The 26987-nt window shown below is 45.7% G+C and carries 17 protein-coding genes; 6 read left to right on the plus strand and 11 right to left on the minus strand.

Annotated features, from left to right (window positions below; all coding sequences use genetic code 11):
• Window positions 1-29 precede the first annotated feature (29 nt).
• Complete coding sequence (gene nrdJ / locus AAFP14_RS13015; protein ID WP_341732673.1) at window positions 30-4427, minus strand: ribonucleoside-triphosphate reductase, adenosylcobalamin-dependent; 4398 nt, start codon at window positions 4425-4427, stop codon at window positions 30-32.
• A 208-nt stretch (window positions 4428-4635) separates the two neighbouring features.
• Entirely contained in the window at window positions 4636-4923 is a 288-nt protein-coding gene (locus AAFP14_RS13020) for a hypothetical protein (RefSeq protein ID WP_341732674.1), read from the minus strand.
• A gap of 43 nt (window positions 4924-4966) precedes the next feature.
• Between AAFP14_RS13020 and AAFP14_RS13025 the strand changes: the two genes are divergently transcribed.
• Entirely contained in the window at window positions 4967-5191 is a 225-nt protein-coding gene (locus tag AAFP14_RS13025) for a hypothetical protein (protein ID WP_341732675.1), read from the plus strand.
• On the opposite strand, the gene AAFP14_RS13030 is transcribed toward AAFP14_RS13025, so the two are convergent.
• Window positions 5177-7339: a DUF4394 domain-containing protein gene (locus tag AAFP14_RS13030; RefSeq protein WP_341732676.1), complete on the minus strand. Its 2163-nt coding sequence runs from the start codon at window positions 7337-7339 to the stop codon at window positions 5177-5179. The genes AAFP14_RS13025 and AAFP14_RS13030 overlap by 15 nt on opposite strands.
• Before the next feature lie 135 nt (window positions 7340-7474).
• Here AAFP14_RS13030 and AAFP14_RS13035 point away from each other — a divergent pair, with 135 nt between their 5' ends.
• Entirely contained in the window at window positions 7475-7630 is a 156-nt protein-coding gene (locus AAFP14_RS13035; protein WP_341732677.1) for an element excision factor XisI family protein, read from the plus strand.
• Window positions 7631-7803: 173 nt separating this feature from the next.
• On the opposite strand, the gene AAFP14_RS13040 is transcribed toward AAFP14_RS13035, so the two are convergent.
• The gene (locus tag AAFP14_RS13040) at window positions 7804-12342 is read right to left on the minus strand and encodes a WD40 domain-containing protein (protein ID WP_341732678.1); all 4539 of its coding nucleotides are present in this window, start codon (window positions 12340-12342) and stop codon (window positions 7804-7806) included.
• 389 nt (window positions 12343-12731) lie between these two features.
• Between AAFP14_RS13040 and AAFP14_RS13045 the strand changes: the two genes are divergently transcribed.
• A complete protein-coding gene (locus AAFP14_RS13045; protein ID WP_341732679.1) occupies window positions 12732-13088 on the plus strand; it encodes a hypothetical protein in 357 nt (118 codons plus the stop codon).
• Window positions 13089-13217: 129 nt separating this feature from the next.
• Here AAFP14_RS13045 and AAFP14_RS13050 read toward each other — a convergent pair whose 3' ends face one another.
• The 3 genes from AAFP14_RS13050 to AAFP14_RS13060 form a co-directional block, all read right to left on the minus strand.
• Window positions 13218-14186 (minus strand): YegS/Rv2252/BmrU family lipid kinase, encoded by a 969-nt coding sequence (locus AAFP14_RS13050; protein WP_341732680.1) that lies wholly within the window; start codon window positions 14184-14186, stop codon window positions 13218-13220.
• 660 nt (window positions 14187-14846) lie between these two features.
• Entirely contained in the window at window positions 14847-15719 is an 873-nt protein-coding gene (locus tag AAFP14_RS13055; RefSeq protein WP_341732681.1) for a DUF3891 family protein, read from the minus strand.
• A gap of 181 nt (window positions 15720-15900) precedes the next feature.
• Entirely contained in the window at window positions 15901-17502 is a 1602-nt protein-coding gene (locus AAFP14_RS13060) for a metallophosphoesterase family protein (RefSeq protein WP_341732682.1), read from the minus strand.
• 453 nt (window positions 17503-17955) lie between these two features.
• Between AAFP14_RS13060 and AAFP14_RS13065 the strand changes: the two genes are divergently transcribed.
• Window positions 17956-19341 (plus strand): hypothetical protein, encoded by a 1386-nt coding sequence (locus tag AAFP14_RS13065; RefSeq protein ID WP_341732683.1) that lies wholly within the window; start codon window positions 17956-17958, stop codon window positions 19339-19341.
• Window positions 19342-19474: 133 nt separating this feature from the next.
• Here the strand turns inward: AAFP14_RS13065 and AAFP14_RS13070 are convergent, their stop codons facing one another.
• A complete protein-coding gene (locus AAFP14_RS13070) occupies window positions 19475-19873 on the minus strand; it encodes a DUF4342 domain-containing protein (protein WP_341732684.1) in 399 nt (132 codons plus the stop codon).
• A gap of 803 nt (window positions 19874-20676) precedes the next feature.
• Here AAFP14_RS13070 and AAFP14_RS13075 point away from each other — a divergent pair.
• Window positions 20677-23571 carry an AAA-like domain-containing protein gene (locus AAFP14_RS13075; RefSeq protein WP_341732685.1) on the plus strand — a complete coding sequence of 965 codons (2895 nt, stop codon included), beginning with the start codon at window positions 20677-20679 and terminating at the stop codon, window positions 23569-23571.
• 59 nt (window positions 23572-23630) lie between these two features.
• On the opposite strand, the gene AAFP14_RS13080 is transcribed toward AAFP14_RS13075, so the two are convergent.
• The gene (locus tag AAFP14_RS13080; RefSeq protein ID WP_341732686.1) at window positions 23631-24011 is read right to left on the minus strand and encodes a hypothetical protein; all 381 of its coding nucleotides are present in this window, start codon (window positions 24009-24011) and stop codon (window positions 23631-23633) included.
• Between AAFP14_RS13080 and AAFP14_RS26685 the strand changes: the two genes are divergently transcribed.
• Window positions 23989-24201 (plus strand): hypothetical protein, encoded by a 213-nt coding sequence (locus tag AAFP14_RS26685; protein WP_472851047.1) that lies wholly within the window; start codon window positions 23989-23991, stop codon window positions 24199-24201. The two genes, AAFP14_RS13080 and AAFP14_RS26685, sit on opposite strands and share 23 nt — an antisense overlap.
• Here AAFP14_RS26685 and secF read toward each other — a convergent pair.
• Window positions 24198-25166 (minus strand): protein translocase subunit SecF, encoded by a 969-nt coding sequence (secF, locus tag AAFP14_RS13085; RefSeq protein ID WP_341732687.1) that lies wholly within the window; start codon window positions 25164-25166, stop codon window positions 24198-24200. The two genes, AAFP14_RS26685 and secF, sit on opposite strands and share 4 nt — an antisense overlap.
• A 225-nt stretch (window positions 25167-25391) precedes the next feature.
• Window positions 25392-26783, minus strand: coding sequence for a protein translocase subunit SecD (gene secD, locus AAFP14_RS13090; protein ID WP_341732688.1), 1392 nt, complete (start codon window positions 26781-26783; stop codon window positions 25392-25394).
• Window positions 26784-26987 lie beyond the last annotated feature (204 nt).

A 26987-nucleotide genomic window follows, 5' to 3' on the forward strand; every position in this document is an offset into this window, starting at 1 on the left:
CCCCAGATGGAGGATTTGATTCAACACTATTAAATAGCCTTAGTTTCCGGCATCAAACACTTATCAGAATCGCAGCCGGCTGGCCCGGAATCCATCATTTCACCCAAGTCATAGCGACTGAGTGCCACTTCAAACACATCTATTTGACGACGAACTAAAACGTCTTTCAACATCGTCTCGTAAGTTTCCTTTTTAATCGGTTCAAAGGGCAAACGTGGGAAAGTTTCTAGGGCATCAAAGCGAGACAACAGTGCGGCGGAAATGTAGCCTTCGTCATCGCGAATGGCTTCATAAATCCGCGTTCCCAAACTTTCAATTTCATTTTCCCGCAACTCTATCGTGGCGCTGGTGTTGTGTCTCACGTAGAACTTTTGGACTTGCATATAAAAGTCCATTTGTGCTGCGGCTGAGAATTTGTTGATGTCAATTTCATCCGCACCGGGCAAATCTGCCCAACTGACAGCAACTGGTATTTCTACTAGCCATTCTGTACAGCGTTCGTCGAAGGGGTTGTTTAGCAAATTGCCGTTTTCATCTTTGTCAGATTGGGAGGGAATTACGTTGTATCCGTAGTCGATGCAGGCGAGGGCTACAGGGTCGTTTTTGCCGAAAGTGATGCGGCGAATGAAACGTTGGGCTTTGGGGGGATGCCAGCCTGGGGAAGCACCTGTCAGCAGCGATTTTGTACCTGATGGTTGGACGGTGGTGCAGCGATTTGGTCGTTTTAATGAATGGCGATCGCAATAATCCCATACTACCTCATTCACAATCTCCCGCCAACCAGTCAAATACTCTTCTTCCCGCTGTTTAAACGCAATTCCTTGGTCGGTTTCCGGGCGGCCTTCCACCCACCAGCGCAACCACTCAACGCCAAAAGCATGAACGAAGAAGTCGAATAATCCGGTGAAAGATACGCCGACAATCGGGTCTAATTCGCGGCTGTATTGATAGCGAGGTTCGCTAAATTTGTGATTGAGAAGTACGGCGACAGATAAACCTGCGGCCCTGAAAGCTTCTTCTTGTTCTTTGAAGTTGTAAGGGTCGATTTGATTGAGGTGAACCTCAGAAAGATTACAGTTTCCAGTTAGGGTATTGCCGAAAACTCCCTTATGAAACTCTGGTTCGTTGAAACAGTAAGTATCATGCAATCCTGGTAATTCTTCGACACTTCTGACAACTTGCCATTTACCTTTACCTTTAGCCTTTGTCCCTTTACTCACATCCAACCGTTGACAAGGAATTTCACCACAGTCAGTAATTTGCAAGTAATACAAATCCCGACTTCGGACGCCGTAATTAGTAACTGCTGCTTGATGAGCACAAAGATTTAGCGATGAGCCAATACCACATTTGGTCAAAAGTAGCTGAACTCTAAAAGCGCGATCGCGATCGGAAAGATAAATTCTGATACCATTACTATGGGTATTCGATCCGTCCGTATCGGCTAATCCAGCAATAAAATGTAAAATTGCTTGCCGATTCCAACTCGCAATTACATTTAGTGCTTCCGGGTTAACTTTCAAACTTTTCAGAAATTCTCCAGAAAAGCTCAAGTTAGTTACATCTGTAAAAACAGGTAAATAGTCATAGTTTCTTTCAGGCGACTTATTTCCTGCTACTGACAATGCCATTTTGCCTTCGTAAAGTCGAACTTTTGCATGATCATTTTGGTCTGTAGTTCCATCTCCTACAGCCACACCCAAAGTGTAAGCATAACTCGAATCGATATTCATGCCATCTTCATACTGAATTGTAAAAGGTTCAGTATGAATGCTATATCGACTTGTATCCATCAAGTCTTTGGTTTGGACTTCCTGGTAAACTTTACCAAAGCGATCCTTGACAAAGAAACGATGATATTCTGTGGCATCCAGATAAGTACCATCAGCAAACTTTACACGATAAAGTTTGCGTCGCCCGCCATTCGTATCGCTCGCTGTCTGAAATGGTGTGACTGAGCTCCACCTTTGACCATTCCAAATCTCGATTTCAGTTCCAACAACGTCCTTTATTTTATGCAGTCCATCTTTCGTAATTAGCAAAGTGTCACCACTGACACAGTGAAAATTAGAGCCGATGATTTCACCACAGTTGTGCGCCACAATACCATTGGCATCGAACTGAGATGGACCGGGTACAGTGCAATCGTAAACGGATTCGATCCCACTGAGAGAAAGTGACTGAACTGTTACAACAAAACGTTCGCGGTTTAACTTACGCTTGTATCCATTTAATAAATTGCCCAGCTTTTTCTGTTTGTCAGGCTGACGGAAACCAACGATATCTCGGTAGTAAATCAGATTGTCGTTAGCGATGACTAATTCGTGCTGCGCTTGGCACCAGTAGGGAGCCATATTACGATCGGTATCGGGCATCAAACGATAACCTGCTGTCCGACGATTTTGATAAACAGTCGAAACAATTCCTAAGCGCAGCAGCATTCGCTGAACAGCTTGGAGTAATTCGAGATTACTTTGGGCTAAACGTATACTAATGCCTTTATTTTGCATTCCTTGGACACTGCCATCAGCATCAAACAACCCTTGTAAGAACCCACGATAAAGCTCGTAGCTTGCTTCTTCAACTTCCTGGGTAACTACTTTTTTACCGCGATGAATGTTGAACTGTGCCGCTAGTTTGGCAAGCCCAGTGGAAGCGACTTGATGCAAATTGTGTTGGCGATGATAGTGGCCTCCTAAATTCGCACCGCAAGTTACATTTTTATGGAGGGTTGTGACTGCATACTCAGCCATCTCTCTTTGAGAGTCACCCCAAAATCGTAATATGGCCTGGTCGTTCCATTTGGTTTCTGCTAAAGACCCGTCACCGACGAGACTGCCTAGTAGCCACCCTTCTTCAAATGTTCCCGCACCATCCCAAGGCTGAATTCCTCGGTGATTGTGCAAGCAAATACGATCGCCTGGTTTCAAATCCTCAGCCGCTATCCATTCGGTGTATTGACGCTTTTGGGTTTGAGCGCTTACCCGTAAAACTTGATGGTTTCCGGTCAGACGTAGCGAGACACCTTCTTTTGTGGATAAGGTGAAAACAGTGCGATCGCCTGTATAGAAAAAGCCATCAGCCGTTGTGCTAAAGAGTTCGCCGTTGACATAAGTCCCATGTTGCTTCCCGATTAAGTCTTTAACCTGGCGTGGACCAAATTCCGTATGAACCCAAGTATCAGCAGTCACACACGGGTTTAAACCCAAACGAACTGACCGATGCTCTAATTCTTCCGCAGTCATCTCAGGATAGCGTTCCTGCAACCACTGCTTAGCTTTTCCTTCGTCGTAGGCTTTCAAGAACTCAATTTTAAGACTTGGTGTTGAAAGTAGATCGACGTTAGCTCTAGCTACAGCTTCACCAGCCCATTGAATTGCACCTTCACCAGAATAATACTGTTTGCGAACAGCATCAATACATTCTTCTAATGTCGGTTTGGCATGGAAAACACGGGTATGGTTTGCCATGCGAAGGGCATCGCGTTCTGGATCAATTTTCCAGTTGCCATTTTCATCTTGTTGCCACAGGTTATTTTTAGCATTGGCTCCCAGTTCGTCATCAAAAGAAAACTGACGAATTCCCGCGCTGCGCCTAATATTTCCAGCAACAATTGTGACAGCAGCTTCATCAATCAATACGCAGCATTCTACTGAATTTAACTGCCGCCCTAAAGCTTTATTCAAAATAGCCGAGCAACGTTGATAAAGGTCAGGCAGTTTCACCGGATTTGCGACTCCGCCAAAACCTTTTAAAGGCTCTCCCGCCGGGCGAACGTCGCTCAAATCTATGTAAACTTGAACTTCGCCTGCAAATCTTTCATCTGTGGATAATTCCAGCAAAGTTTGATAGGAGTTTACCCAACCTTGGCGGGAGTCTCCGACATAAATTGTTGCGGTTTTTTCGTCTATTTTTACTTCGGTTGCTTGGCGGCGCGACTGGGTGGGTGTAGAGCCGATTTCGCCTTGCATTGTCACGGTTAAGCGGTTGCTAATCGGTGGTAATTGGTTGATATATTTGGGTTCCAAAACTGCACCGGTGCCGCAGCCCATCATCGCCAAATCCATCAATAAGCCAAAGGCCCGCCAGTCAAGAATATTGGTTGAGGAACAGTTATATGCGCCGGAAAAATTCTCTGGTTGCTCGATCCATTTGCTACCACCCACCCACAGCCAGCGCCCGGAAGCAAGGGTTTTGAGCTCCTTTTGCATCCGGTGTAGGAGTTGTGTTTCTTCGGGGGTGAGGTTTCCGAGCTTTTGGAGGCCCTTGACGGTACGATCGCACACATCAGCCCAAGTTTCCCTTCCCGTGTCGGTACGGCGGCTGTAAGTCCTGAAAAATACTGGATTGGCTGCGGGTGCTGTTTCGGGAAAATCGGAGAGGTGGCGTTTCTCGCGGGCACTCGATCGCTCTAATTCTTGAACCATAGGTTGTGTACTGACGTGTCGGAATATATCAACAGACTATGAATATACAACAGGATTCAGATTTAGGGTTAAAGCTTGACAAATTTCATATTTTGCACTATATATGGTGGACGCTTCCATACCAGCAAACTGGGGCGATCGACTAAAAACTTCAGCAAAAAACCCGGTTTTTAGCAAAAACCGGGTTAACCATAAATCTGGTGCATTGTCAAGTGTTTGTCAATAAAAACTCAACATTTGGCAGTAGGGGGTCTTGAACAATTCCTACACCTTGAAATCCCCAACGTTCCAGCAGTTGTTTGATATCTTGACCAGAAATGGACTCGACCCCGAAGCGATTGGCAACGTCTGCTGCATGATTGTTCAGGTAGCTCAAAGCGTCATAGTCTTCGCGGAAAATCAGCAGAAAACTCGCGACTGTATCAGGGTTGGGACAAGCGCTGAGATATTTGCCATCAGCACGGGAACGCAACAGGTAAAAAATTTGAGATAACATCTTATCTTTATTTGCGAAAATAATAGATTAACTCAAATTGGGAATGGGGAATGGGGAATGGGGAATGGGGAATGGGGAATGGGGAATGGGGAATTGGGAATTGGGAATTGGGAATTGGGAATTGGGAATTGGGAATTGGGAATTGGGAATTGGGCCCAAAAGCGAAGCTGAGGGATTGGGCATTCTCTTCCTTCTTCCTGAATTTCCCCCTTTGGGGGGGGCTGGGGGGGTGACTTCTTCCTTCTTCCCCAATTTAAATCAAAGTTAGCGCCAAACCTTTGACTGGGCGGCCGTCGCCAATTTGACCGATAATGGAAGCTTGACCACTTGTCAAATTGATATTGTACAAGCTGGAAACTCCGCCAACATCGATCGCAGCCACAACTTTCTCATTACCGCCGACACTCCTAATATCAAAGCCGAGGACAGTAGAAGCGTTAATTCCCAAAGATCCGATCGTATTTAAGACTCCATTATTCGGCGGATCTTGCCTCACCAAAACATCCAAATTGCTGTCAATTACAAACAGCGTTGTCGAAGTTGTACCTGCAAAGTTGTTCGTGTACGCAGCCCCCACACCTGCTGGAGAATTGCCAAAATTGCGATCGCCCGCCCGGTAAGCCAAATTCCCGTCGAGTTGAATTCCCCCCGTCAGGGTGTCAGCATCGACAATTGCGCCTGTATCCGGGTTGAGGCGGGCGTTTTGTCCTGCTTGATTGACTAACCGAAGGCGATCGACTGTGGGATTGAAATCGAAACCCGCAGCCCCCGGAGTCAGCCCGACAGCAAACTGTCCTGTACCGACTTGACTTGCAACCCCAGTTACCGGGTCGATCGCGTACAATCGATTGCTAGAACCTAAACCGTAAAGCAAACCGTTAGCAGGGCGAAAATCTATTCCCACCAAACTTTCTCCACTCTGCAAACCAGTGATGGCGACATCGCTGAGTAAAGTACGGGGTGCAGCCTCGTTAAAACCGACAATTCTGTCTCCACCATTGGTGGTAGTTAAGGCATAAGCTGTAGGCAAAGGCAAAGCCAAAGCGTTAATCTGTCTCCCGTCGGCAATTTGACTGACAAAGGAAGCTTGACCGGTACTTAAATTGATGTTGTACAAGCCAGAAACGCCGCCAACTTCTAGCGCCGCCACAGCGACATCCCGGCCGCCAAAACTTCTGATATCAAAGCCCAGAATGCTACTTGCATCAACTCCCAAAGATCCGATCGTATTTAAGACTCCATTATTGGGCGGATCTTGTCTTACCAAGACGTCTAAATTGCTGTCAATTACAAACAGCGTTGTCGAAGTTGCGCCCGCAAAATTGTTAGTATATCCAGCCGCCGCCGCCCCTGGAGTTGACCCAAAATTGCGATCGCCCGCCCGGTAAGCCAAATTCCCGTCGAGTTGAATTCCGCCCGCCAGCGTGTCAGCATCGACAATTGCGCCTGTATCGGGGTTGAGGCGGGCGTTTTGACCGGCTTGATTGACCAACCGAATGCGATCGACTGTGGGATTGAAATCCAAACTCGCAGCCCCAGCAGTCACCCCAACAGCAAATTGTCCTGTACCAACTTGAGTTGCTTCTCCGGTTTTGGGATTAACAGTATACAAGCGATTGCTGCTACCTAAACCGTAAAGTACGCCGTTAGCCGGTCGATAATCAATCGATAGCAAATTTTCTCCCTGCTGCAATCCACTCACAGGTACATCTGTGATGACACTTTGGGGGTTGACAAGGCTAAAACCGACAATGCGATTAGCGGGAGTTAAAGCATAAGCTGTTGTCAGTCCTACGGGCAAGGGAGCGGGAACAATGGTACTAATATTAGTAGTGAAGTCGGTTTGGTCGATCGCGTTTCGACTCACACCTTTGAGGGTTGCCAGAAATTCTCCAGTTACCCGGTCTTGAATAACAGTATCGTTTCCAGCTTCGATAATATTCAAGTCGCCAAAACTGAGTCCTCCCGCCAAACCGATTAAATCTGTACCGTTGGCAAAATCTGCGATCGCGTCAGCATTTCCCAAACTCACACCACCGCTGGTACGGAAAGGGTCAGCATTAGCATAGCGACTCAAAACAAAGACATCAGCCCCATCTTGGCCTACCAAAACATCAGTATCTCGATCGCCAGACAACAAATCATTGCCAGAGTTACCAGAGATAGAATCGCTACCTTTTCCACCAAATAAAAAGTCGCTATCTTCGCCACCGTTAACAGTGTCGTTACCTAAATCTCCAAATATCGAATCTCTGCCGGAATTTCCGTCTAGTGAATCGCCCTCTTTCCCACCAAAAATGCTGTCATTACCAGAATTGCCAGCGATCGCATCACTGCCCATCAAACCAAAAATCAAATCTTCTTCTGGAGTTCCTGCGAGTGTCTCGGCTTGTGCAGTGCCTCTAATTTCTGCCATGATTCAATCCCCCTATAAGTTTGACATTTCCGCCACCTTTGGGCAACGGGATTATCACTACATATAGTAATACGCTAGCTCTCTAATTTTGGATCTTTCTATGGACTATAAAATCTGGATGCAGCAGGCACTGAAGTGGGTATTGCTAATGAGCTCGTTGAATTGGGAGTACCGAACCAAGATATCGTACTCGGTGTTGCCCCGCCGATGATGCGAAAATTGACTGAATTTGCGATCGGATCAGTTTTCTGGTTTTTTCTATTAGATTGTCGCATTAATGCAATGATGTAGATGCAGATCAACGGTAAACCAGCAGTCCGGCAAGGATTGAAACCCCTGCCTCAAAGCGAAAGTCCTCGCTATGAGGACTAAAGAATTAATTAGTCCTCATAGCGAGGACTTTCGCTATTAGACAGGGAATTGATTCCCTGTCGGACTTGGTGGAGTGACAGCCTTTGCGACAATCAATTTTCCACAGCCCCTAAAGCTTTGAGCGTGGCTTTTTCAACTTCCGTTAAACCCGTAACACCTGTGATATTCATCCCCTCATAAGGTCGATAGCTTTTCAGTATTTTGAGGCACTCACCAGTCTCAAAATCCCAAAGTATAATTGTGCCATCACGACAGCAAGCAGCAATAATTTTTCCATTTGAACTGAAAGCAATAGAGTTAATTCTACTGGTATGACCTGGCAAAATTTTTAGACATTCACCTGTACTGATATCCCATAATCTTACCGTTCCATCGACACTTCCACTCACAACTATTTCACTAGAAGAACTAAAGGCAACTGAACGTATCCAATCAGTATGCCCCTGCAAAATTTGGAGGCATTCACCGCTGCGGACATCCCATAGTCTTATGGTGCGATCGACACTGCCACTAGCAAGTATTTCACCGTTATAGCTAAAGGCGATCGCGCGCGCCCAACCCGTATGCCCCTGTAAGATGTGGAGGCATTCACCAGTATGGATATCGCACAGCCTCACCGTTCCGTCAAAACCTGCACTGGCAAAGATTTCGCCCAAAGGACTGAAAGCAGCCGAGTTTACAGAATTGTTATGCCCGTCCAACGTTTTGAGGCATTCGCCAGTACCGATATCCCACAACCTCACCGTTTGGTCATAACCTGCACTAGCAAGTATTTCACCCGAAGGACTGAAGGCGATCGATCGCGTTTCATTGCCAAATTCTGGCAAAGTATGAAGGCATTCACCACTGCGAATATCCCACAGTTTCAGTGTTTGGTCGTAACTAGCGCTGGCAAGTATTTCACCCGAAGGATTGAAGGCAACTAAGTTTACCCGATCGAGGTGTCCGCGCAAGATTTGGGGGCATTCATCACTGCTGACATCCCACAGCTTGACTGTTTGCGCGTCATCGCCGCTGGCAAGCATTTCACCGTTGGGACTAAAGGCGATCGACCTTACTTGATTGCTATGCCCTTGCAGCGTATTCAAGCATTCACCGCTGTTGATATCCCACAGCTTCAGCGTTTTATCGTAACTGCCGCTAACAAGTATTTCACCGCCAGGATGGAAGGCGATTGACCCTATTCGATCGTTATGCCCTTGCAAAGTATTCAAGCATTCACCGCTGTTGATATCCCACAGTTTTGCTGTGCGATCGTGACTGCCACTTGCAAGTATTTCGCCCGAAGGGCTAAAGGCGATCGACCGTATTTGATCGAAATGTCCCTCCAAAGTTTTGAGACATTCACCGCTGCTGACATTCCACAGCTTCACTGTTTTGTCGCTGCTGCCACTAGCAAGTATTTCACCACCGGAATTGAAAGCCACTGAAAACACGCTTTTAGTATGACCTTGCAAAGTTTTGAGACATTCACCAGTACCGATATTCCACAGCCTCACTGTTTTGTCGCCGCTTCCACTGGCAAGCATCTCACCAGCAGGATGGAAAGCCACTGAAAACACGACTTTAGTATGACCCTGCAAAATTTTGCAGCATTCACCCGTGTGAATATTCCATAACCTGATCGTGCAATCGAAACTCCCGCTAGCGAGTATATTTCCATCAGGATAGAAGGTGACTGACATTACTGATCCGGTATGTCCCTGCAAAACTTTTAAACATTCACCAGTCTTGACATCCCATAACTTGATTGTATTTTCATAACTCCCGCTAGCCAGTATCTCACCGTCAGGACTGAAGGCGACTGACTCCACTACGTTGGTATGTCCTTTACAGGTCAATATTTCTCTACCGCTGCTAGCTTCCCACAAGCGAACTACGCCATCACTATCACCTGTAGCTAACAGTTTGCCATCAGGACTAAATGTTACTGACCGAACACTAGCGAAGATTTTAGTAAAAACAGAATCAGCTAAATTCGCTTCAGCAAAATTGACGCGGCGCAGACTAGCATTTGTAAAATCAGCACCTAAAATAACTGCACGAGAAAGGTCTTTTGCTTCTAACGCAGTGCGATCTATTTTCACCAACAGCGTCGCCGCATTGCCTCCCACATAACCTACCTCACTTTCTGTTTTTCCTCGCGTTGCTTCCACAATTTCCAGTAGGGGCAATCCCCCCGTGGTTGCCCTCACATCTGGACCGGGCGGGCACGGGGGCACCGCCCCTACATTTTGGCCGGGCGGGCACGGGGGCACCGCCCCTACCATTGGTAACAACAAATCCATCACTGCTTTTGTCAGAGGCGAGTGTCCGAAACTCGGAAGAAGTTGCTCTAAATCTTCAGCAACAAATCCCTTCAAAGCTGCGATAAGTTCACCTTTATTTCTCTTCTGCGCCTGAAGCCGACAATAATTAGACCAAGTGTATTCTTGAGGCGCTGCATTAGGATCTAAACAAGACTGTTCCGGCGCAACTAATTCGGTAAAATCTGCCGCTAAAACTCCCAATTCCGCGGCAAATTTATAAGCGACAAAAAACTCTAATAGCGAACGGTGCGCCGGAGTATAATCGCCATCGGCATTGCGGATTAGCATGGTTTGACCCATCATGTCATAATGCCAGTGGTCTAAGTCTTTTTCCTCTTGGACGATGGAACCAAACAGGCCGCGAATGCGATCGGGAAAACCGCGATAATTCAGGCTCATTTGGTTGGTAGACAGCATTTCCCAAGACAGTTCGCACAAGAAATAAAGCTTATCTGCCAAAGAAGTAAAAGTGCGTTCAGCTTTGATATCTCTTTCTATCTTCCGTCGCACCGCATACAGATAAATCCGCGACATATCCACTGGTTTTCCAGCTTCAATATCGGGCAATGCTTCCAAAATTAACTCGGTCATCACCGGGCGGCGCGCTAAATCTAATAATTGCGGGTTTCCCATCACTTTTTCGACAGTAGCTGCTTCTGTTTGAAATGACAGCGCTTGCCCAATTTGTTCGTCGTTAAATTTCTGTAATTCTAATACTTCAAATTGTGGAGTTTCGCCTGTTAAAATGGTTGTTGATGCTTGGAGTTCGGCATTGAACAATGCCCGTCCTTCCTTGCCTTCAGGAAAGTGTTCGGTACGGCAAGTGAGGATGACTTTTGCGCCGGGAACCACGGCTTTTGCTAGTTCCCAGAAGTTGTTGATGGTTTCCTGCCGATCGCACTTAGCGGCCATTTCATCAAAACCATCGAAAATCAACAGAAACTTACCCATCCGATTCAGTTGTTCAAACGCCGAATAACCCGCCAAAGGTATCTCGTGTTTCCGAAAGAAAAACTCCGAAAATAGCGACTCCACACTTACGGCTTTAGCGTAATCTCGCAGCGGAATTACTAACGGCAAACGCGGGCGTTCCAAGCCGCCTTTTTGAGCTTTTTTGTAGCGTTGCAGCGCCATCCAAGCATAGTGCATCGCAAACCAAGTTTTTCCCGTCCCAAATTCTCCTAAAACTGAAATATGTTCTTTTACGGGGTCATCTAACCACAGGTCAATATAACCTTCAATCCAGCCATCTCCCTCGCCATAATGACTCACTCCTATTTTGCGGTGAGTATCGGGGTCAATTTCTTCTTTTGTACAAGCTAGCGGCACGTATTTTGTATTAATTTTCCGGCTGGTAATTTCAGTTTCTAGCCAATCCAGATAAGCGGTAAAATCGGCATCTTGGTCGAGCAATTCATCGAAAGTATAGCAAGCTAGATCGCGATTTTCATCTTTTTTTACTTCATCCCGCGCGGCGCGACTGATGCGGCGGGCGGTAACTAACCAGCCTTCATCGGTGCGCTGTTTATTCACCGATTCGCGCAAGGCCAAGATGTCCTTGACTCCAGCTTCTCCGGCAATTCCGCGCACTAAAATGCGATCGTACTTTTTGCGTCTCACCGGAACATCGATAATCCATTCAAAATAGTTATCTTCGCAGATTTGATAGGTTTCAAACTGATAATTTAATGTTTCAAACCAACCGCGAACTTGTTGTGATAAAATAAAAGCCTGAGACTTTTGAATATTAGTGGATGCTGCTGCGGGAAGTGCGGGAATATCTTCGTCTTCCAAGCGCGCAAACTCGGTGCGAATTCCTTCCAGAGTGGGAAGACGTTCGATGCGATCCATTACCAGAGATAGGCGTTTTTGCAAAGAAGCGATCGCATTTCCCACCATCACGTCGTTGATCGATCGCGTCCGCTTTGCGACTTCCATAAACACGGCCGCAAAAGCCATGAATTCTCGTCTGGGGTCAATCCCTAAATTTCGGAGTTCCCGGCCCAAAGCAGACTCATTCAGATAGTCGTCGCCTGCTTGAATTAAAATCCCTGGGCTATCAGACTCGAAGGCTTTGCGAAATGCTGATTCAATCTCTTTTTGGCGAAACAGTTCTAAAATCTGCTTAGGTTTGCCAGCACCGTACTCTACTAAAGTATAAACATAAACTCCGCTAAAATCTGCGGGCGGAGCATCGGGGTCGAGGTTAAATCTCTTTAAGATTTTGATAACTCTTTCGTTGCGCTGAAGCTTGTCTTGTAGGGTGCCGAAGGGAATGGCCGTCAGGAGACTGATAACTAAGTCGAGACTAATTGGGATCATTTAGGCTTTCCTGTTTTTCCGTGGGAGTAACGCTCAAATCTAGAATCGGTAGGCTGTGTCCCTGAAATGCGCGGAGGGCGATCGCCCACAGCTCTATTTTTATGTTAACGCATAAGCCAACTACAGACTGCTCAATATTTGCCGTTCATCTCTCTCTTCTCTTTCTCTGTGTTCTCTGCGCTCTCTGTGGTTAAATAATTCCGATCCAACTGCACTTTCGGCCGATCGGGAATATTACCAAATACCTTAACATTTTTCACAACATTTAACAACCATAAAATAGAGAAAAAACCGACATATACAGTAGTAAAATAATCTCTAATATTAGTTGTGAACTCCTGGTATCAAAAGCTAAAATATAGATAACTTACAAATAAGAATTGCTATCTATGAAAATACAATCTTCCGTCTTAGTCCACCTAGGATTTGGCAAATATGTGCGATCGGACCGAGTAACAGCAGTCATCCCAATCGAAGAAGAACGGGGCCCCGGACGACGGACTTTCGTGCATATAGACGGCGAACCAGACCCCATCGTTGCTTCCCGCGCCGAAGACACAATTGTCCGCGATTTAGTGCAGGAACCCCGCGAAATTACTCAAGCCCGTCAACAACAGGAAATCCTCCAAGATTTGCTGGCTGATTTGAGCAATGTCAACGTCACCGTGCGTCGCATTAGTCGCGATGAAGGTGGACTAGACCTCGAACGTTTAGAACGTCGGATTCGCCAAATCTTAGAAGCTTAAAAACAAAAGACCGCCCCTGCGGTATTCCTCCCAAAGCCACCTAATTTATCTTTTCTCCTCACTTAGTCCGCCCAGGCGGACTTTGTTTTTATAGGCGCGAATTATCTTCAACGGACTGGATTTGTGTAGTTACAAAGTCTCCTTCAAAACAACTTTGATATCCGACAAACCCGTAAGTTTTTCCGTCACTGGTTCCTCTTCAATGCGGGGTACAAACACAGTTAACCCCCCCGGTACACACTCAATCGACAGCGGTGTCATGCCGATAATTTCCCCATCTAAAACAACTTTTTGAGGTGGATCGGTAGTAATTTTGATTTTTTTGGCTCGCATATAACCGATGTCATCCCGATCGCTCGCATTCCCAGTCAAAGCAGTTTGCAATAGGTGATAAGAAGCTGCGATCGCCCCAGCTTTATTCACAGGTGCCACCAGAGTCACATCCAGCAAACCATCATCAAAAATAATCCCCGCGGGCCCTTGAGCTAAAATAGAAGTAGGCGGCGCGGCATTCGCCACCGTAACAGCCACAGCAGTAACACTAACGATCTTATCTTCAGTTTCGATTTCCGCTTCAAACCTTTCTAAGTTATTTAACTGTTTAATCCCCGACAAAACATAAGCCAACATTCCCCAGCGATTTTTCATTTCGCGATCGGCTAATTCCACAGTTTCCGCCTCAAAACCAACTCCCGCCAACAAAACCATCGGCAGTTCACCGTTACAAATACCCGCATCCACCACCCGCGTTAAGCCTCCCAAAATCGTTTCGCAGGCCGTTTGAATTGTATTCGGCAGATCTAAAGCATTTGCAAAAGCATTCGCAGTCCCCCGCGAAATAATGCCCAAAGGAATATTTGTGCCAACAATCGCACCGGCAACCGCCGACAAAGTACCATCACCACCGGAAGCAATAATGGACTCAACGCCTCTAGAAACCGCTTCTAGGGCAATTTCGGCCGCATCTAATTCAGGTGTGGTCAGCCGAATATCCAAGTCGATCTCAGATTCCAAAAGTTGCTGAATTAAAGCTAAATCTTGGTCGGGATCGCTTTGACCGGCCGCGGGATTAAAAATTAGGCAAGCAGAACGTTTCATAAATAATTCCTAACAGGTAAGTAGAAGGAAGAAGTCACCCCCCAGCCCTGGGCTGTTGCATTCTCCGAAAAATAGGGATGAGGTAGGGGTAGTGCCCCAGGGCTGTTTCATTCTCACCAAAAAAAGGGTTTTGTAGGGGTAGCGCCAAGAGTGCCTACCCAGGGCGGTTTCATTCTCCAAAAAACGAGGGCTTTGTAGGGGTAGTGGATGGTGCGTGCCCATTGGTGTCAACTTAAGCTCAAATCCAGTCAGAGATTGCTGTTTGACTATTAAATCCAGAGCCCCCCTAGCCCCCCGATCGAAGGGGGGAACAAGATTCCGATCAAAGTCCCCCTTCGATCGGGGGATGCGAGGGGGATCTAGACTTGGCGTAAAAGCGAGAGATACCAAAGCTTTCAGGCTTAAGTTGACACTAATGGTGCGTGCCTACCCCCTCCACCGACCATTTTCCGTCATTTCAGAGATTGGGGCAACCACGGGGGGATTGCCCCTACAAGAGAATGAAACAGCCCTGGGGCACGGCCCCTACAGAGAATGAAACCGCCCTGCCCCAGCCCCCCCCCAAGGGGGGAAATTCAGGAAGTAAAGAGGAAGGAAGAAGCAAGAAGTCACCCCACTGTGCCTACTCCCCTGAAGCAGCAGCTATTTCTCAAATTTTAACTAAGACTTGACAAAAGTCCACTCCAACACTTTTTTGGGGGCTTTATGCAAGGCTTCTTTAATTTCCTCGTTGCTGTCAAACTTGGCTTGATTCAAATAGGATGCTTCCACATTCACAGTAAACTTTTCTTCGGCAAAGGGCCAAGGAGTTACTGTCAGCAGTTCGTTGCTATGTTGCACAATGTCATAGCGTTTGCCGTCAGGACCGACGCTAATTTCTAAAGCTCGTTCTCCCGCGGGTAACTCCCGGCAGCACAAAATTAAAGATAGCCGATCGCACCACTGGAAAAAAGCATAAGCAGACTCAGCATCCTCTTTCCTAATCTTCAACTCCTTGCGCCATTTTTGTTGATTTTCCAGTTGTTCATCCAAGAAGTCATCAAGTTCCTTCAACTCTCCCCGCTTTCCTTCAATCAGATAGCTCATGTGCATAGAAATCAGCATGGCTACCCACCTACCACGATATAGCGCATTCTGCGTCATGGCTTTGAGTTTCGGCACACAAATTTCGGTTTGTAGCGTAAAATCCAAGGGCGCGCCCGCCTCAGTTAGGATGTTTTCTTCCCACTCTTTTTCTAAATCATCGTGATGGGAAATAGCTGCTATGGTTTCGTACAAGCGAAGGGGAGACTCAGAGCGCTTCCACTGTCCGCCAAGTTGCGCAGCCAGCAAAGCATGGGCGCGGTGATAAATAATTTCCCAACCAGTGGCGGTTAAGTTAGCAATCATGACAATTTTCTCGTTGGTAAGGTTGATTTTTTGTTGAAGTAAGTAGAAGGAAGAAGTCACCCCCCCCAAGGGGGGAAATTCAGGAAGAAGATCGATGTGAAGAATAGCAAGCCAGTAAGCTTTTGAGCGATTTGGATCTTGCATTTAATTAGGTGGACTTACTTAATCGATCGCACTTCGATGAGACATCTGGCACAATTCTGATGGGGTAGGCATCAGCCTCCCCTAGACAGCCTATTTACCAGAGTCAGCTTGATTGTTGAGCACCAACTGTGTTAGCGATGCCCAAGGCCCAGATGAAAAAGCACCCAGAGATGGATGGATGCTAAATCACAAAAGGTTCGATCGCACTATCCTGCCACTTCCCGCTAAATCGTTCCGCCACCAAAGGTCGGACTCGGAACTTGGGGGGGCACCCATCCAAAACATCAATCCGCAAACACGAATAAGGACGGCGTTTCTGGGAACCTTGACCGCTGCGGCCGACATATAGCAAAGATTCCGCTACCGGGCGGCCGACTTTTTTTCCCTCCGCCGATCGCGCCAACTGATACACTGGATAACCGGAAGTTTCCTCCAACACTGGCCCTTCCACACGCTGACGACGCAGACTGTGCCCGCTTCCCCCACAGATAATCCAATTAATATGAGAATCAGCGTGGCCTGTATCCCCAGTCCGCAGGTATTCCAGACAATGAGCGTGGCCAGTCAGCACTAAATCTACTAACGGACGCCCCCGCAACCCCTCCCCAACTTCCCGCGCCACCGCATCGAATACCTCCCGTAAATGCCACCGAACAGCCAAAGTTTGAGCTTGATTCCACTTGGTCGCCTCAGTCACGTAGGGGGGATGGTGCAGGTAAATTACCCGCCCCCGCACCTGGGAATCAGCCCAAGATGCAATCAAACCCAGTTTCAGCCATTCGAGTTGTTCAAAGTCAGTAGCCGCGGTTTGGTCCGGGGAGAGTTGTTTGTCAATATCCATCAGCATTTCGTCAACTTGCGCTAATTTGGCACGCAAGTCGTCTAGCTGTTCGGCTTCCGACGGAATTTCCGGCTTCAGACGAGCGGAGGTTTCCAGCATTTCGGTTTTTTCTTGCTCCAATTTCTCCCTTTCTTGTGCCAAATTCTGGCGGCGAAGGTCGCCCTCTTTGGTTTTTGGGAGTGGCAAAGGTTCGTTAAAGGTGTTGGAATCGAGAGCAAAGAAGTCAATGCCGCCACTGCGGAAACTGTAGTAACGGTTGGGTAAGCGGGTAAAGCGTCCGGGTTGGTAGCGCAAGCAGCGGCCGGTGTTGGTTTGAGCCGTGTAGTGGGTGTCTAGGTGGCGATCGAGTTCTCCCGGCAGTTTGTGAGCTTGCAGGTAGTCGAGAAAGGCTTTAGCATAGGCATTGCCGCGATCGGAACCGTGCCAGCCTACATCCAGATCTAACTTTGAGCCTAACAGGTGGCGCAGTGGCTGTGCCGTAGCTGAGAGAATGCCGTAGAACAGCGGTAAGTCGTAATAGTCGTGATTTCCCGGTACTGGTAGGAACGGAAAATTGAATATCATGCGATCGTAGGCAATCCGAGATGGCGCATCGCCACCCACTAGAAACTCGCGGTAAGGGCGAATGAAGTTTTGCAAATAGTATTCGCTGGAACCGACTAGATAAACGACATCGCCTGTATGCAGCAGGAAACGGCAATTTTGGCGCTCCTGCACCATCAGTTCCGCAACTTGGCGCTGGGGGTTGTGACCCCGGTGGTTGCCGGTGCCGCTGTCCCCTACGACTAAAAACGAAAACTCTGGATCGTCTGGAACTCGATCGTCCAAAATTATCTTAGTTTGGTCGATCGCCCGATCGGCGATCGATTTATCTTGCCACCGTACCCGCTCTTTCATCTTGCGGACTTTTACCGAAATTGGCGGGTCGGACACGAATTTCACGCCACTTCATCTCCCAAATAGTTGAGTTCCTAGTTAATATTGCGACGAGCGATCGAGTTTTTGCATCTCTCTAAAAGCAGAAAATTGACTTTAGACCGGGTTTTAAACCCTGTTTTTTGAGAAAGTAGCCCAGCAACTTTTGTCAACCCTCAACCCAGAAAAAATACTGTGAGATTAGCACCGCGGGAAGCTGAATTTCCACCATCCCAAAGCTTTTGTCGGCTTTAGTGTAATTCAAGATACCGATCGCCTCTGTGCCGACCCGTGGCCACAAATCTCCCAGTTTTAATGTTTTAAATTTCCTCTCTCCCCCTGTCTCCCCCCCTATCGCTCTCTGCCTCTGTCTCCCTGAAATCCCAGCAGTTTTGATTGATTAATCATGGCACGATCGCAGCGCATTTTGATACCATTCAATCAAACGGAGGAATCAGGGAATGCACGGGAGGTGCGTAAATGGAACTCTTTGGAGAACAAAAACGGTGCTTGGATTGCTTAGTCACGTCGATCGAACAATTAGGAGGTCGAGTAGACGTTCCCAAGCTAGAGCAGATAGCCGAGCTCATCATTCAAACGATGAGGGGGCCTTGGCGCTATTTTCACACGTCGGAACATATTTTTGAGGTCGGGGGGTCCGTCGATCCGATCGAAGTGTTGGCGGCGCTATTTCACGACCTGGTATACGTGCAAGTCGATCAGGGAGTAAATTTTAATATCAGTAGCGCCCTTTGTCCTTTTGTCAAGGAGGTGCGATCGCAGTTAGTGATTAGGGATGAAACCGAACTCCCCAAGGATGCTATGTATGAGCTCGTGGCAGCCGTATTTGGGTTTGTCCCAGGTCAAACTCTGTCTCCCTTTGCCGGTCAAAATGAATTCTTAAGTGCGGTGATTGCAGGGAAATGTTTAGAAGCTTTTTTGCCTCCTAGGACGATCGTTCAGATCTCCGCCTGCATTGAAGCTACTATTCCTTTTCGTGGAGTTTCGCCCAACGGCTTAAGTGCGATCGAACTTTTGCACCAGCGTTTGGTCAATGTAAATCGTGATTTTAATTTAGGATTAACAGATTCAGAACTATGCCAAATTGTCAAGCGATCGGTTAGATTAGCAAATCGCGATGTCGAGAATTTTGCCTCTCCCAATTCCTCTAACTTCTTAGACAATACTTGGAATTTGATGCCCGAAACCAACCACGAATTGAGCAACGTCAATTCCTATACTGTGGGTGGATACCGCCGCTCTTTACAAAAAATGGAAGGATTTTTGAACTTCCTCAAACCCGAACTGGTTTTTCAGCAGTTCATGGAAGAACCGGACGATGAAACCTACACTAACATGATTGCCCGCACCAGAAAGAATATTGCAGTTGCCAAACTGTATTTGGGTATCAAGCTGATTACGATCGCTATTTTAGAAGCCCTTTCCTACCGTTTGGGACGCGACATTCCCCTTTCTACTATGATGGGAGAATTACGCGCACCTGGCTTTACAACCTCTGCCTTAGAGGATTACTTACCAGAGCGGAATATCGCCTATCCTCTCGAAAATCAGTTACAAAAACAAGTCTTAGATTTGTTAGAGATAGGACGCAATCAAGAATCTCCCTATGATATTAAAAACTCCCCTGTTTCTACGTTTATTATCAAATCTATTGGCTTTGCAGAAACTGACAGCTTTTTGAAAAAAGCTCACGATTTTTTCGCAGGTCATCTTTCTTCAGAAGAACTTCTATCCTACTGCGATGCCGAGGTTATTGACACCATAGCATCAGGAGTTATGAAACTTTTTGATAGTAGAAAGATAGCTTTAGGGAAAGTTCAACTAGCACATAAGGTGATTTCTTAGAATATCATTCATTAGACGAGCAAATTTGATATCTTCTAATCCCCCTTTTTTTAAAATTTTTGACCCTCTTCCCCCTAAAAAAAGGGGGAAGAGGGGGGATAGAAGCAATGATTATTATCCAAAGCCCTAGAGGTTAAGTAATTTCACTCTTTTCGATAATGATAGTCATGTGAGCTACTAAAGCACCGATCGCCCCTACTGCTGCAATCACTGGAAACAACGCCGCACCGATCACTCCACCGACTACTCCCACCGTCAGAGGCACTTCAATCAAGATCCGCCCCTCTTCATTTTTGATAATTATCCGGCGGATATTCCCTTCGTGAATCAGTTCTTTAACTTTAGCAACCAAATCATCACCATTAATCTTTAACTCCTCAACGCTCACTTTTTGCTGAGTATATACAGGAGTTTCTAGAGGTGGTACTTCCACCCCACTAACTTTTTGGGGCGAAACTTTAGTACCTACAGGTATCGAGTCAATTTCTCTTTCCCCAACTGGTTCTTGTTCGCGGTCTGTGTATGTGTCCATTCTTTCTTCTCCCTTCCTTTAGGTATTTTTTTTATATAATTATTCTAATTAACACCGAAATTATTGTTAAGTCATCTTTCTTTTGGCTGATATTAACCAGAGCAAAAGTTATTCAGAGAATCATTCCCTCAGTAGCAATTAAGATTCGTCTCCACTCCTGTGTCTAGCCCTATCGCCCTCTCACCCTCTCTCCGCCCAGGGCAGGGCTATTTCACTCTTGGTAGGGGCCGTGCCCCCGTGCCGGCCCTCATTGGCCGCCGATGCGAATAAAATCGTCTGTGATGGGGGGTAGTCTAGGAATGGGCGGGCATCATAGGTGTCAATTTAACTTCTAACCCAGTCAGAGACTGCTGTTTAACTATTAAATCTAGATCCCCCCTAGCCCCCCTTAAGAAGGGGGGAACAAGAACTTGCTCAAAGTCTCCCTGCCCCCTGTTCCTTGTGCCAATAGGCTAACTGTCTATCCATCGCCCCGGCATCGCCACAGCTCGAAAAAGCCTCTAATCTAGATAGAAAAAGGATTAGAGCTAGATTTTTAATGTTGAGTTATTCCGACTCAGCGACTGTGCAACTTCAAAAAGTGACATTGTACTGAAATGGCGATCGACCCATAGTTAATACACTTAGCACATCTAGTTCGGCAAATCGCCCATGGAAATCCTCACTTCCTGCCCTCAAATTAGGCTCACATCAAACTCTGTGAAATTCCCCGCAAAAGTCGCGCCCCCGGAAGTTCCTACCGTTAACATCCTAGAGTTTTTAATGAGAATTGCCTAAACAAAAAACAGGAAGAAAAATAAATTATGCTCCAACTTTTATCAAAACCAAGCCAACTGCAACAAGTCGAAGTTTCTGTTGACCAAAAGCCAGGTAAAATAGACAAGTTTCCTTTTTCTTCCCGTTTAATTTCAGTGTCAGATTTGCCAGCGACAGAATTTGAATATCAAGTAGGGGGAAGTTTGCCCCCAAATTCTCCTACCTATGTCACCAGGGCCGCCGATCGCGAACTTTACAAATCTTTAAAAGCTGGTGAGTTTTGCTATGTACTAACTTCCCGACAAATGGGAAAGTCGAGTTTGCGCGTACAATCCGCCCGCCGCTTGCAAGCAGAAGGTACTGTCTGCGGTACAGTTGATATTACCGGCATTGGCACTACCGATATGACTCCCATGCAGTGGTATGCGGGTTTTACTGGCACTCTCGCCAATAGCTTTAAAATTAAGTCGATGAATTTTAGGACTTGGTGGCGCGATCGAGAACACTTACCACCAGTATTAAGATTAAATGAATTTATCGAACAAGTATTGCTTCCTTCCACAGAACGCAATATAGTAATTTTTATAGATGAAATTGACAGCGTTCTTTCCCTCAATTTTTCTAGCGATGATTTTTTTGCAATGGTCCGAGGATGCTACAATAAACGCGCTGAAAATCCCGAATATAACCGCCTTACTTTTGCCTTATTTGGAGTCACAACTCCTCAAGATTTAATTACTGATAAAACCCGAACCCCGTTTAATATAGGTCGCCCCATAGAACTCAAAGGATTTACCCTCGACGAAGCAATCCCTTTGGCTCAAGGATTTGCCGAACAAATAGAAAACTCCCTAGAAGTGCTCAGAGAAATCTTGGAATGGACGGGAGGACAGCCTTTTCTTACTCAAAAATTTTGTAAATTAGCTTCGGAAAAATTAGGAATCTCAACAAGTAATGACAGCGGAAATTACCCTAAATATCGAGTGGCTAACACTCAATTATTCATGGCAGATTTAGTCTATTCCAGTGCCATAAACAACTGGGAATTTCAAGACGAACCGGAACATCTTAAAACAATTCGCGATCGCCTCCTGAGAAATCCCCAGCGCACGGCTCGTTTGCTAGGACTTTACCAAGAAATTTTGTCAAATCTCACCTCTGTCACTATTCTCAATAACAGCCAAGATACCTGTTCCATAAACAGTGAATTTGATGGTGGGGTGGGCACGGAACTAGCCCTAGTTCAAGATAGTCCAGAAAAAATGGAATTATTACTTTCAGGTTTAATCGTCAAAGATGGACAAAGACTGAGAGTATATAATCCGATTTACGCCTCAGTTTTTAACCAAGAGTGGATACAGAAAGAATTAGCCAAACTGCGGCCATACTCGGAGTCGATCTCCGCTTGGGAAGCCTCCAATCATACCGACACTTCCCGCTTGCTGCAAGGTAGAGCGCTAGCAGAAGCGTTAAGCTGGGCCGCAGACAAAAGCTTGAGCGATCGAGATTATCAATTTCTGTCAGCCAGCCAAGAATTAGAAAAACTCCAAGTACAAAAAGCTTTATCCACAGAAAAAGCAGCCTCAAAAATATTAACCGAAGCCAATTTAGTCTTGACAAAAGCTCAAAAAAAAGCTAAGCTAACAATCCAATTCAGCTTGTTAGGACTCGCTACCATTACTACGATTGCTGTCGGCATTATAACTCACGCCCAACGAGTCACCCAACAAATAGAAAATCAAAAAAAACAAGCAATAATTGCCCAAATAGAAGCCCTCAATTCTACAGCCGATATTTCCCTAGCTTACGACCAACTCGGAGCTTTAATTGCCGCAGTCAGCGCCACCAAAAAACTTAGAGAAATAGAAGTATCTTCAGGATTCAAAGCGCAGATAGTAAATAGATTGCACCATACGATCGATGCAGTGCAAGAACGCAATCGTTTGGCGAACGGACACACAGCTAGCTTTAGCCCGGATGGTAAGTTAATTGTTAGTGTCGGCGACAATTATAGTGTGAAAGTTTTTCAGCCAAACGGCAAGCTGATTTTGACTTTACCTGGACATAAACAGTCAGTTACTGAGGTGGTGTTCAGTCCTGATAGTAAGTTAATTGCTTCCACAAGTTTTGATAAAACTGTCAGAATTTGGGGCAGAGATGGCAGTTTGCAGCAAATTCTCAAAGGACACCAAGATTTAGTTTGGAGCGCTAGTTTTAGCCCCAAATTAGCACAAATTGCTAGCGCGAGTTCTGACAAAACTATTAAAATTTGGAGTTTAAATGGAGTTTTGCTACAAACTCTTAGAGGTCATACTAGACCGGTAACATCAGTGAGGTTTAGTCCCGATGGAAAGATGTTAGCTTCCACCAGTCAAGATAAAACTATAAAACTTTGGAAACGCGATGGAAACAAGCAATTTAGACTTCATAAAACTCTTGTAGGACACACAGATGAAGTGTGGGGCTGTAATTTCTCACCCAATGGCGAGATGATTGCGAGTGCGAGTCACGACTGGAGTGTCAAACTTTGGAATACTGAAGGCAAATTACTAAAATCTTTAGCCGATTCTACAACGGGTGTGGGTAGTGTTAATTGGAGTCCTAACAGCCAAACTGTGGCTGGCGGTAGTATGGATGGTAAGGTAAGAATTTGGCGGGCGGATGGTACTTTGCTGCAAACTTTGAAGGGACATCCTGGGGATGTTTGGAGTTTGAGTTTTAGTCCCGATGGTAAAACTTTAGCATCTGGGGGTAAAGATTCGTCGGTAAGGCTTTGGAATCTGGATGCTAGGACAGTGGAAAGTGGGGAACTTGACAAATTACTGACTATCGGGTGCGATCGACTCAGAGACTACCTACAATACAATCGGAATGTTGAAAAAGACCGACATTTGTGCGATCGAAAACAGAAAATTAATCTACCTAATTTTTTCAATAAGTAGGGTATATAAATCTGATTTGATGTTTAATAGTTTATTACTTCTTGCTTCTTCTTTCTGATTCAAAATCGGCAAACCCACTTCCACAGAGGATGACTAGGCCCCTGTTGGCGAATCCGACTTACTTGTTGTTCCAAACGCTGTTTTTCTCGTATTGGTAATCCTCGCACAACATTTCGACCTTGCCAACTTAGCACTCCCAAAGTCATCCCCAAGCACAAACCCAAACCGAGAGTTGGCCAGCGGTGAAAGTATAAACCGTAACGCACCGCAGCCCAAGTAAAGTTTTCGATCCACAAAGCAATTTCATCGCGTAAAGCCCAAATACTCCAAGAACCGATGCTAAGCCACAAAAATATTACAGTAAACCAGCGACCGTATACTGTTAGTTTATGGAGCCTTTGGACTTCGATTTGAAAATTGGAATCGCTGTCATTACTCATTGTTATTGGTTATTTGTTGTTTGTTGTTTGTTGTTTGTTATTGGTTATTTGTTATTGGTTGTTGGTTATTGGTTATTGGTTATTGGTTATTTGTTGTTTGTTTTTTGTTATTGGCGGTTCCTGGCCTTCGACTCTTCCACTAGACTGCGGTAGGCGCGTGGGAAGGGTCGAAGGGTCAACAGTCAACTAAACTTCATCAGATGGACTCATGGCTTCTACAGGAACGGGGATAGAGTTGCCCGTGCGACTGCGCCACCAAGCTAGCAGCGTACTAGCAATGAAAATACTGGAATATGCACCGGCAATAAAACCCACAATCAAAGCTAAAGCAAAGTATTTGAGAGTTTCGCCACCAAACAAAAAGATAGAAAACAGTGTCAGTAGCGTAGTCAGCGTCGTGTTAATCGACCTTCCAAGGGTCTGGATCACAGCATCATCGACAATTTGGTCGATCGACAAACCGGGATTTAGCTTAATTACTTCACGCACGCGATCGTAAATCACTACTGTATCGTTAACAGAAAAACCGATAATTGTCAAGAGAGCAACCACAAATAAACTGTCTACTTCTACGCCTAGAACTAAACCCAAAAATGAAAAAATACCCAGAGTAATTAACACATCGTGGAACAGGGCTACGAAAGCAAAAAAGGCATAATCTAACTGAAATCGGAAGGTCAGATAAATAGTAATGCCAGCAAAAGAGAGTAATAAAGCCAACAATCCCGAAGTAAATAATTGTTTACCGAGGGTAGGACCTACCGTATCAATTTGAGTAGATTTAGGGGCAAAATCACCTATTTTCTCACTCAAAGCTGTTTGCAACTTAGTCCGCTTTTCCACATCCAAAGTTTTCGTTCTTAGCGATAAACCTCGCTGTTCTTTGCCGACAACTTGAATGGTACTACCGGCTAAACCTTGGGTATCGAGGACTTCCCGGACAGCAGCAAGATTGATGGGTTTACAATTTTCTGGTTTCGTACAGTCAAGTTCAAATTGTAGCCTAGTGCCACCGATAAAGTCCAAACTAGGGCGTAGGGGTGCACGGATGTCGGGACGAGTCCAAGAAATTGCCATCGAGACTATACCCGCAAGGATAATCGCGGCGGAAATACTCCACCAGATCGATCGCTGTTTGATTACACTGAATTTCATAAGTTGAAGGAAGAAGGAAGAAGGAAGAAGGAAGAAGGAAGAGGGAAGAGGGAAGAGGGAAGAAGCAAGAAGGATGAGGGATGAGGGAAGAAGCAAGAGGGAAGCAATCAGTAGTTAACTTTTAAGTAAGTCCACCTAATTAAACGTAAGATACAGGTGGCTAAAAAGCTTGCTGTATGAGCATTCTTCACCTCGATCTTCTTCCTTCTTCCTTCTACTTAACTGTTAACTATTGGCAGTTTTCGACAAATTAGGACAGAACCATTCAGGTTTCCGCAATTCTGGAAAGCCCAAAACTACCAACATTAGAGTGCGGCTACAAGTGATAGCAGTAAACATACTGACTGCGACACCCAAGGCTAGCGTGACAGCAAACCCTTTCACTAAACCCGCACCCAAGTAGAACAGCGCTGCACAAGCAATTAGTGTTGTGACGTTACCATCTAAAATGCTAGAAAAAGCCCGGTAAAAACCCGATTCTACAGAACGGTATAGGGTTTTTCCAGCCCGCAACTCTTCTCGCGTGCGTTCAAAAATCAGCACATTGGCATCCACAGCCATACCAATGCTGAGCACAAAACCAGCAATTCCCGGTAGCGTTAAGGTTACTCCCAACAGCACGAAAGCAGCCCAAGTTAACAAAGCATAAATTAACAGGGCAATATCTGCAATTACGCCAGGGAGTCGATAGTAGGCGATCATGAAAATCAAGACTAAAACTAAACCCCCAATCCCTGCGGTGATACTGCTTTGAATACTGTCTTTACCCAAACTAGCACCGACTGTGCGGTTTTCAATAATTTCTACGGGTACTGGTAAAGCACCACCGCGCAGTTGCACTCCTAAATCGTTAGCTTCTTGGGCTGTAAAACGACCTTGAATTACGGCATTGCCTCCTGTAATTCCTGTTTGGGCAAATTCTACGCCCACTACAGGAGAACTAATCATTCTTTCGTCTAGAAAAATGCCGAGAGTTCGTCCAGTTCCGGCTAAATTTTTAGTAAGTTCGCCAAATAATTCGCCTCCTCTGGTGTCGAAACGGAGAGCGACATTCCATTCGTTACCAGTGGGTTGAGCTTGAGCATCCTTCAGGTTGCTTCCGCCGAGTTCACTACTTTTGTATAGTTTCGAGATTGCCTCATTACTCCTTTTCAAAGCAGCTTGATTTTCTTTAAATGCTGCTTCATTGGGGGTAGTTTTTAATGCTGCTTGTTTGGCGAGTAATTCCTGCTGCAACTGCCTCTCTATGGCTAATTGGGCTTCTGTTCCTGGTAGTTGTTCCCGGAATTCTAGCTTGGCGGTGCCGCCCAAAACTCGTTCTGCTTGCTGGGGGTCATTTACTCCTGGCAATTGTACGATAATTTGGTCTTCTCCTACTGTTTGTACTAAGGCTTCGGAAACTCCTAAACCGTTGACGCGATTTTCTACGATGCGTCGCACTGCTTCTAACATTCCCTGGTCAATTTTGGGGATGGTGGGGGTAGTTTTGACTTGAATTGTGAGTTGTGAGCCTCCTTGCAAGTCTAATCCTAGCCGCGTAGGAAGTGTTACTATGACAGTAGTGGCGGCGATGATTAAAACAAAAATTAGGGCTAATAGTGAACGTTGTTTTTGCATATTTAATTATTTGTTATTGGTTATTAGTCATTGGTTGTTAGTTGTTTTTTATTTGTTATTTGTTGTTTGTTATTGGTTTTTTGTTATTGGGTTAATAGTTAATTGTTAATTTTTGTTGGTTATTTGTTATTTGGTTAATGACCAATAACCAATAACCACTAACCAATAACCACTAACCACTAACCACTAACCAATAACCGACAA

Origin of the sequence: Microcoleus sp. EPA2 (assembly GCA_020882975.1) — a bacterium.
In the GTDB taxonomy this organism is placed as follows: Bacteria; Cyanobacteriota; Cyanobacteriia; order Cyanobacteriales; family Microcoleaceae; genus Microcoleus.

Bases quoted from the DNA above. Each gene is read 5' to 3' on its own strand.
- nrdJ (WP_341732673.1), bottom strand. From the start codon at position 4,427: ATGGTTCAAGAATTAGAGCGATCGAGTGCCCGCGAGAAACGCCACCTC.
- AAFP14_RS13020 (WP_341732674.1), bottom strand. From the start codon at position 4,923: ATGTTATCTCAAATTTTTTACCTGTTGCGTTCCCGTGCTGATGGCAAA.
- AAFP14_RS13025 (WP_341732675.1), top strand. From the start codon at position 4,967: ATGGGGAATGGGGAATGGGGAATGGGGAATGGGGAATGGGGAATGGGG.
- AAFP14_RS13030 (WP_341732676.1), bottom strand. From the start codon at position 7,339: ATGGCAGAAATTAGAGGCACTGCACAAGCCGAGACACTCGCAGGAACT.
- AAFP14_RS13040 (WP_341732678.1), bottom strand. From the start codon at position 12,342: ATGATCCCAATTAGTCTCGACTTAGTTATCAGTCTCCTGACGGCCATT.
- AAFP14_RS13045 (WP_341732679.1), top strand. From the start codon at position 12,732: ATGAAAATACAATCTTCCGTCTTAGTCCACCTAGGATTTGGCAAATAT.
- AAFP14_RS13050 (WP_341732680.1), bottom strand. From the start codon at position 14,186: ATGAAACGTTCTGCTTGCCTAATTTTTAATCCCGCGGCCGGTCAAAGC.
- AAFP14_RS13055 (WP_341732681.1), bottom strand. From the start codon at position 15,719: ATGCAAGATCCAAATCGCTCAAAAGCTTACTGGCTTGCTATTCTTCAC.
- AAFP14_RS13065 (WP_341732683.1), top strand. From the start codon at position 17,956: ATGGAACTCTTTGGAGAACAAAAACGGTGCTTGGATTGCTTAGTCACG.
- AAFP14_RS13070 (WP_341732684.1), bottom strand. From the start codon at position 19,873: ATGGACACATACACAGACCGCGAACAAGAACCAGTTGGGGAAAGAGAA.
- AAFP14_RS13075 (WP_341732685.1), top strand. From the start codon at position 20,677: ATGCTCCAACTTTTATCAAAACCAAGCCAACTGCAACAAGTCGAAGTT.
- AAFP14_RS13080 (WP_341732686.1), bottom strand. From the start codon at position 24,011: ATGAGTAATGACAGCGATTCCAATTTTCAAATCGAAGTCCAAAGGCTC.
- secF (WP_341732687.1), bottom strand. From the start codon at position 25,166: ATGAAATTCAGTGTAATCAAACAGCGATCGATCTGGTGGAGTATTTCC.
- secD (WP_341732688.1), bottom strand. From the start codon at position 26,783: ATGCAAAAACAACGTTCACTATTAGCCCTAATTTTTGTTTTAATCATC.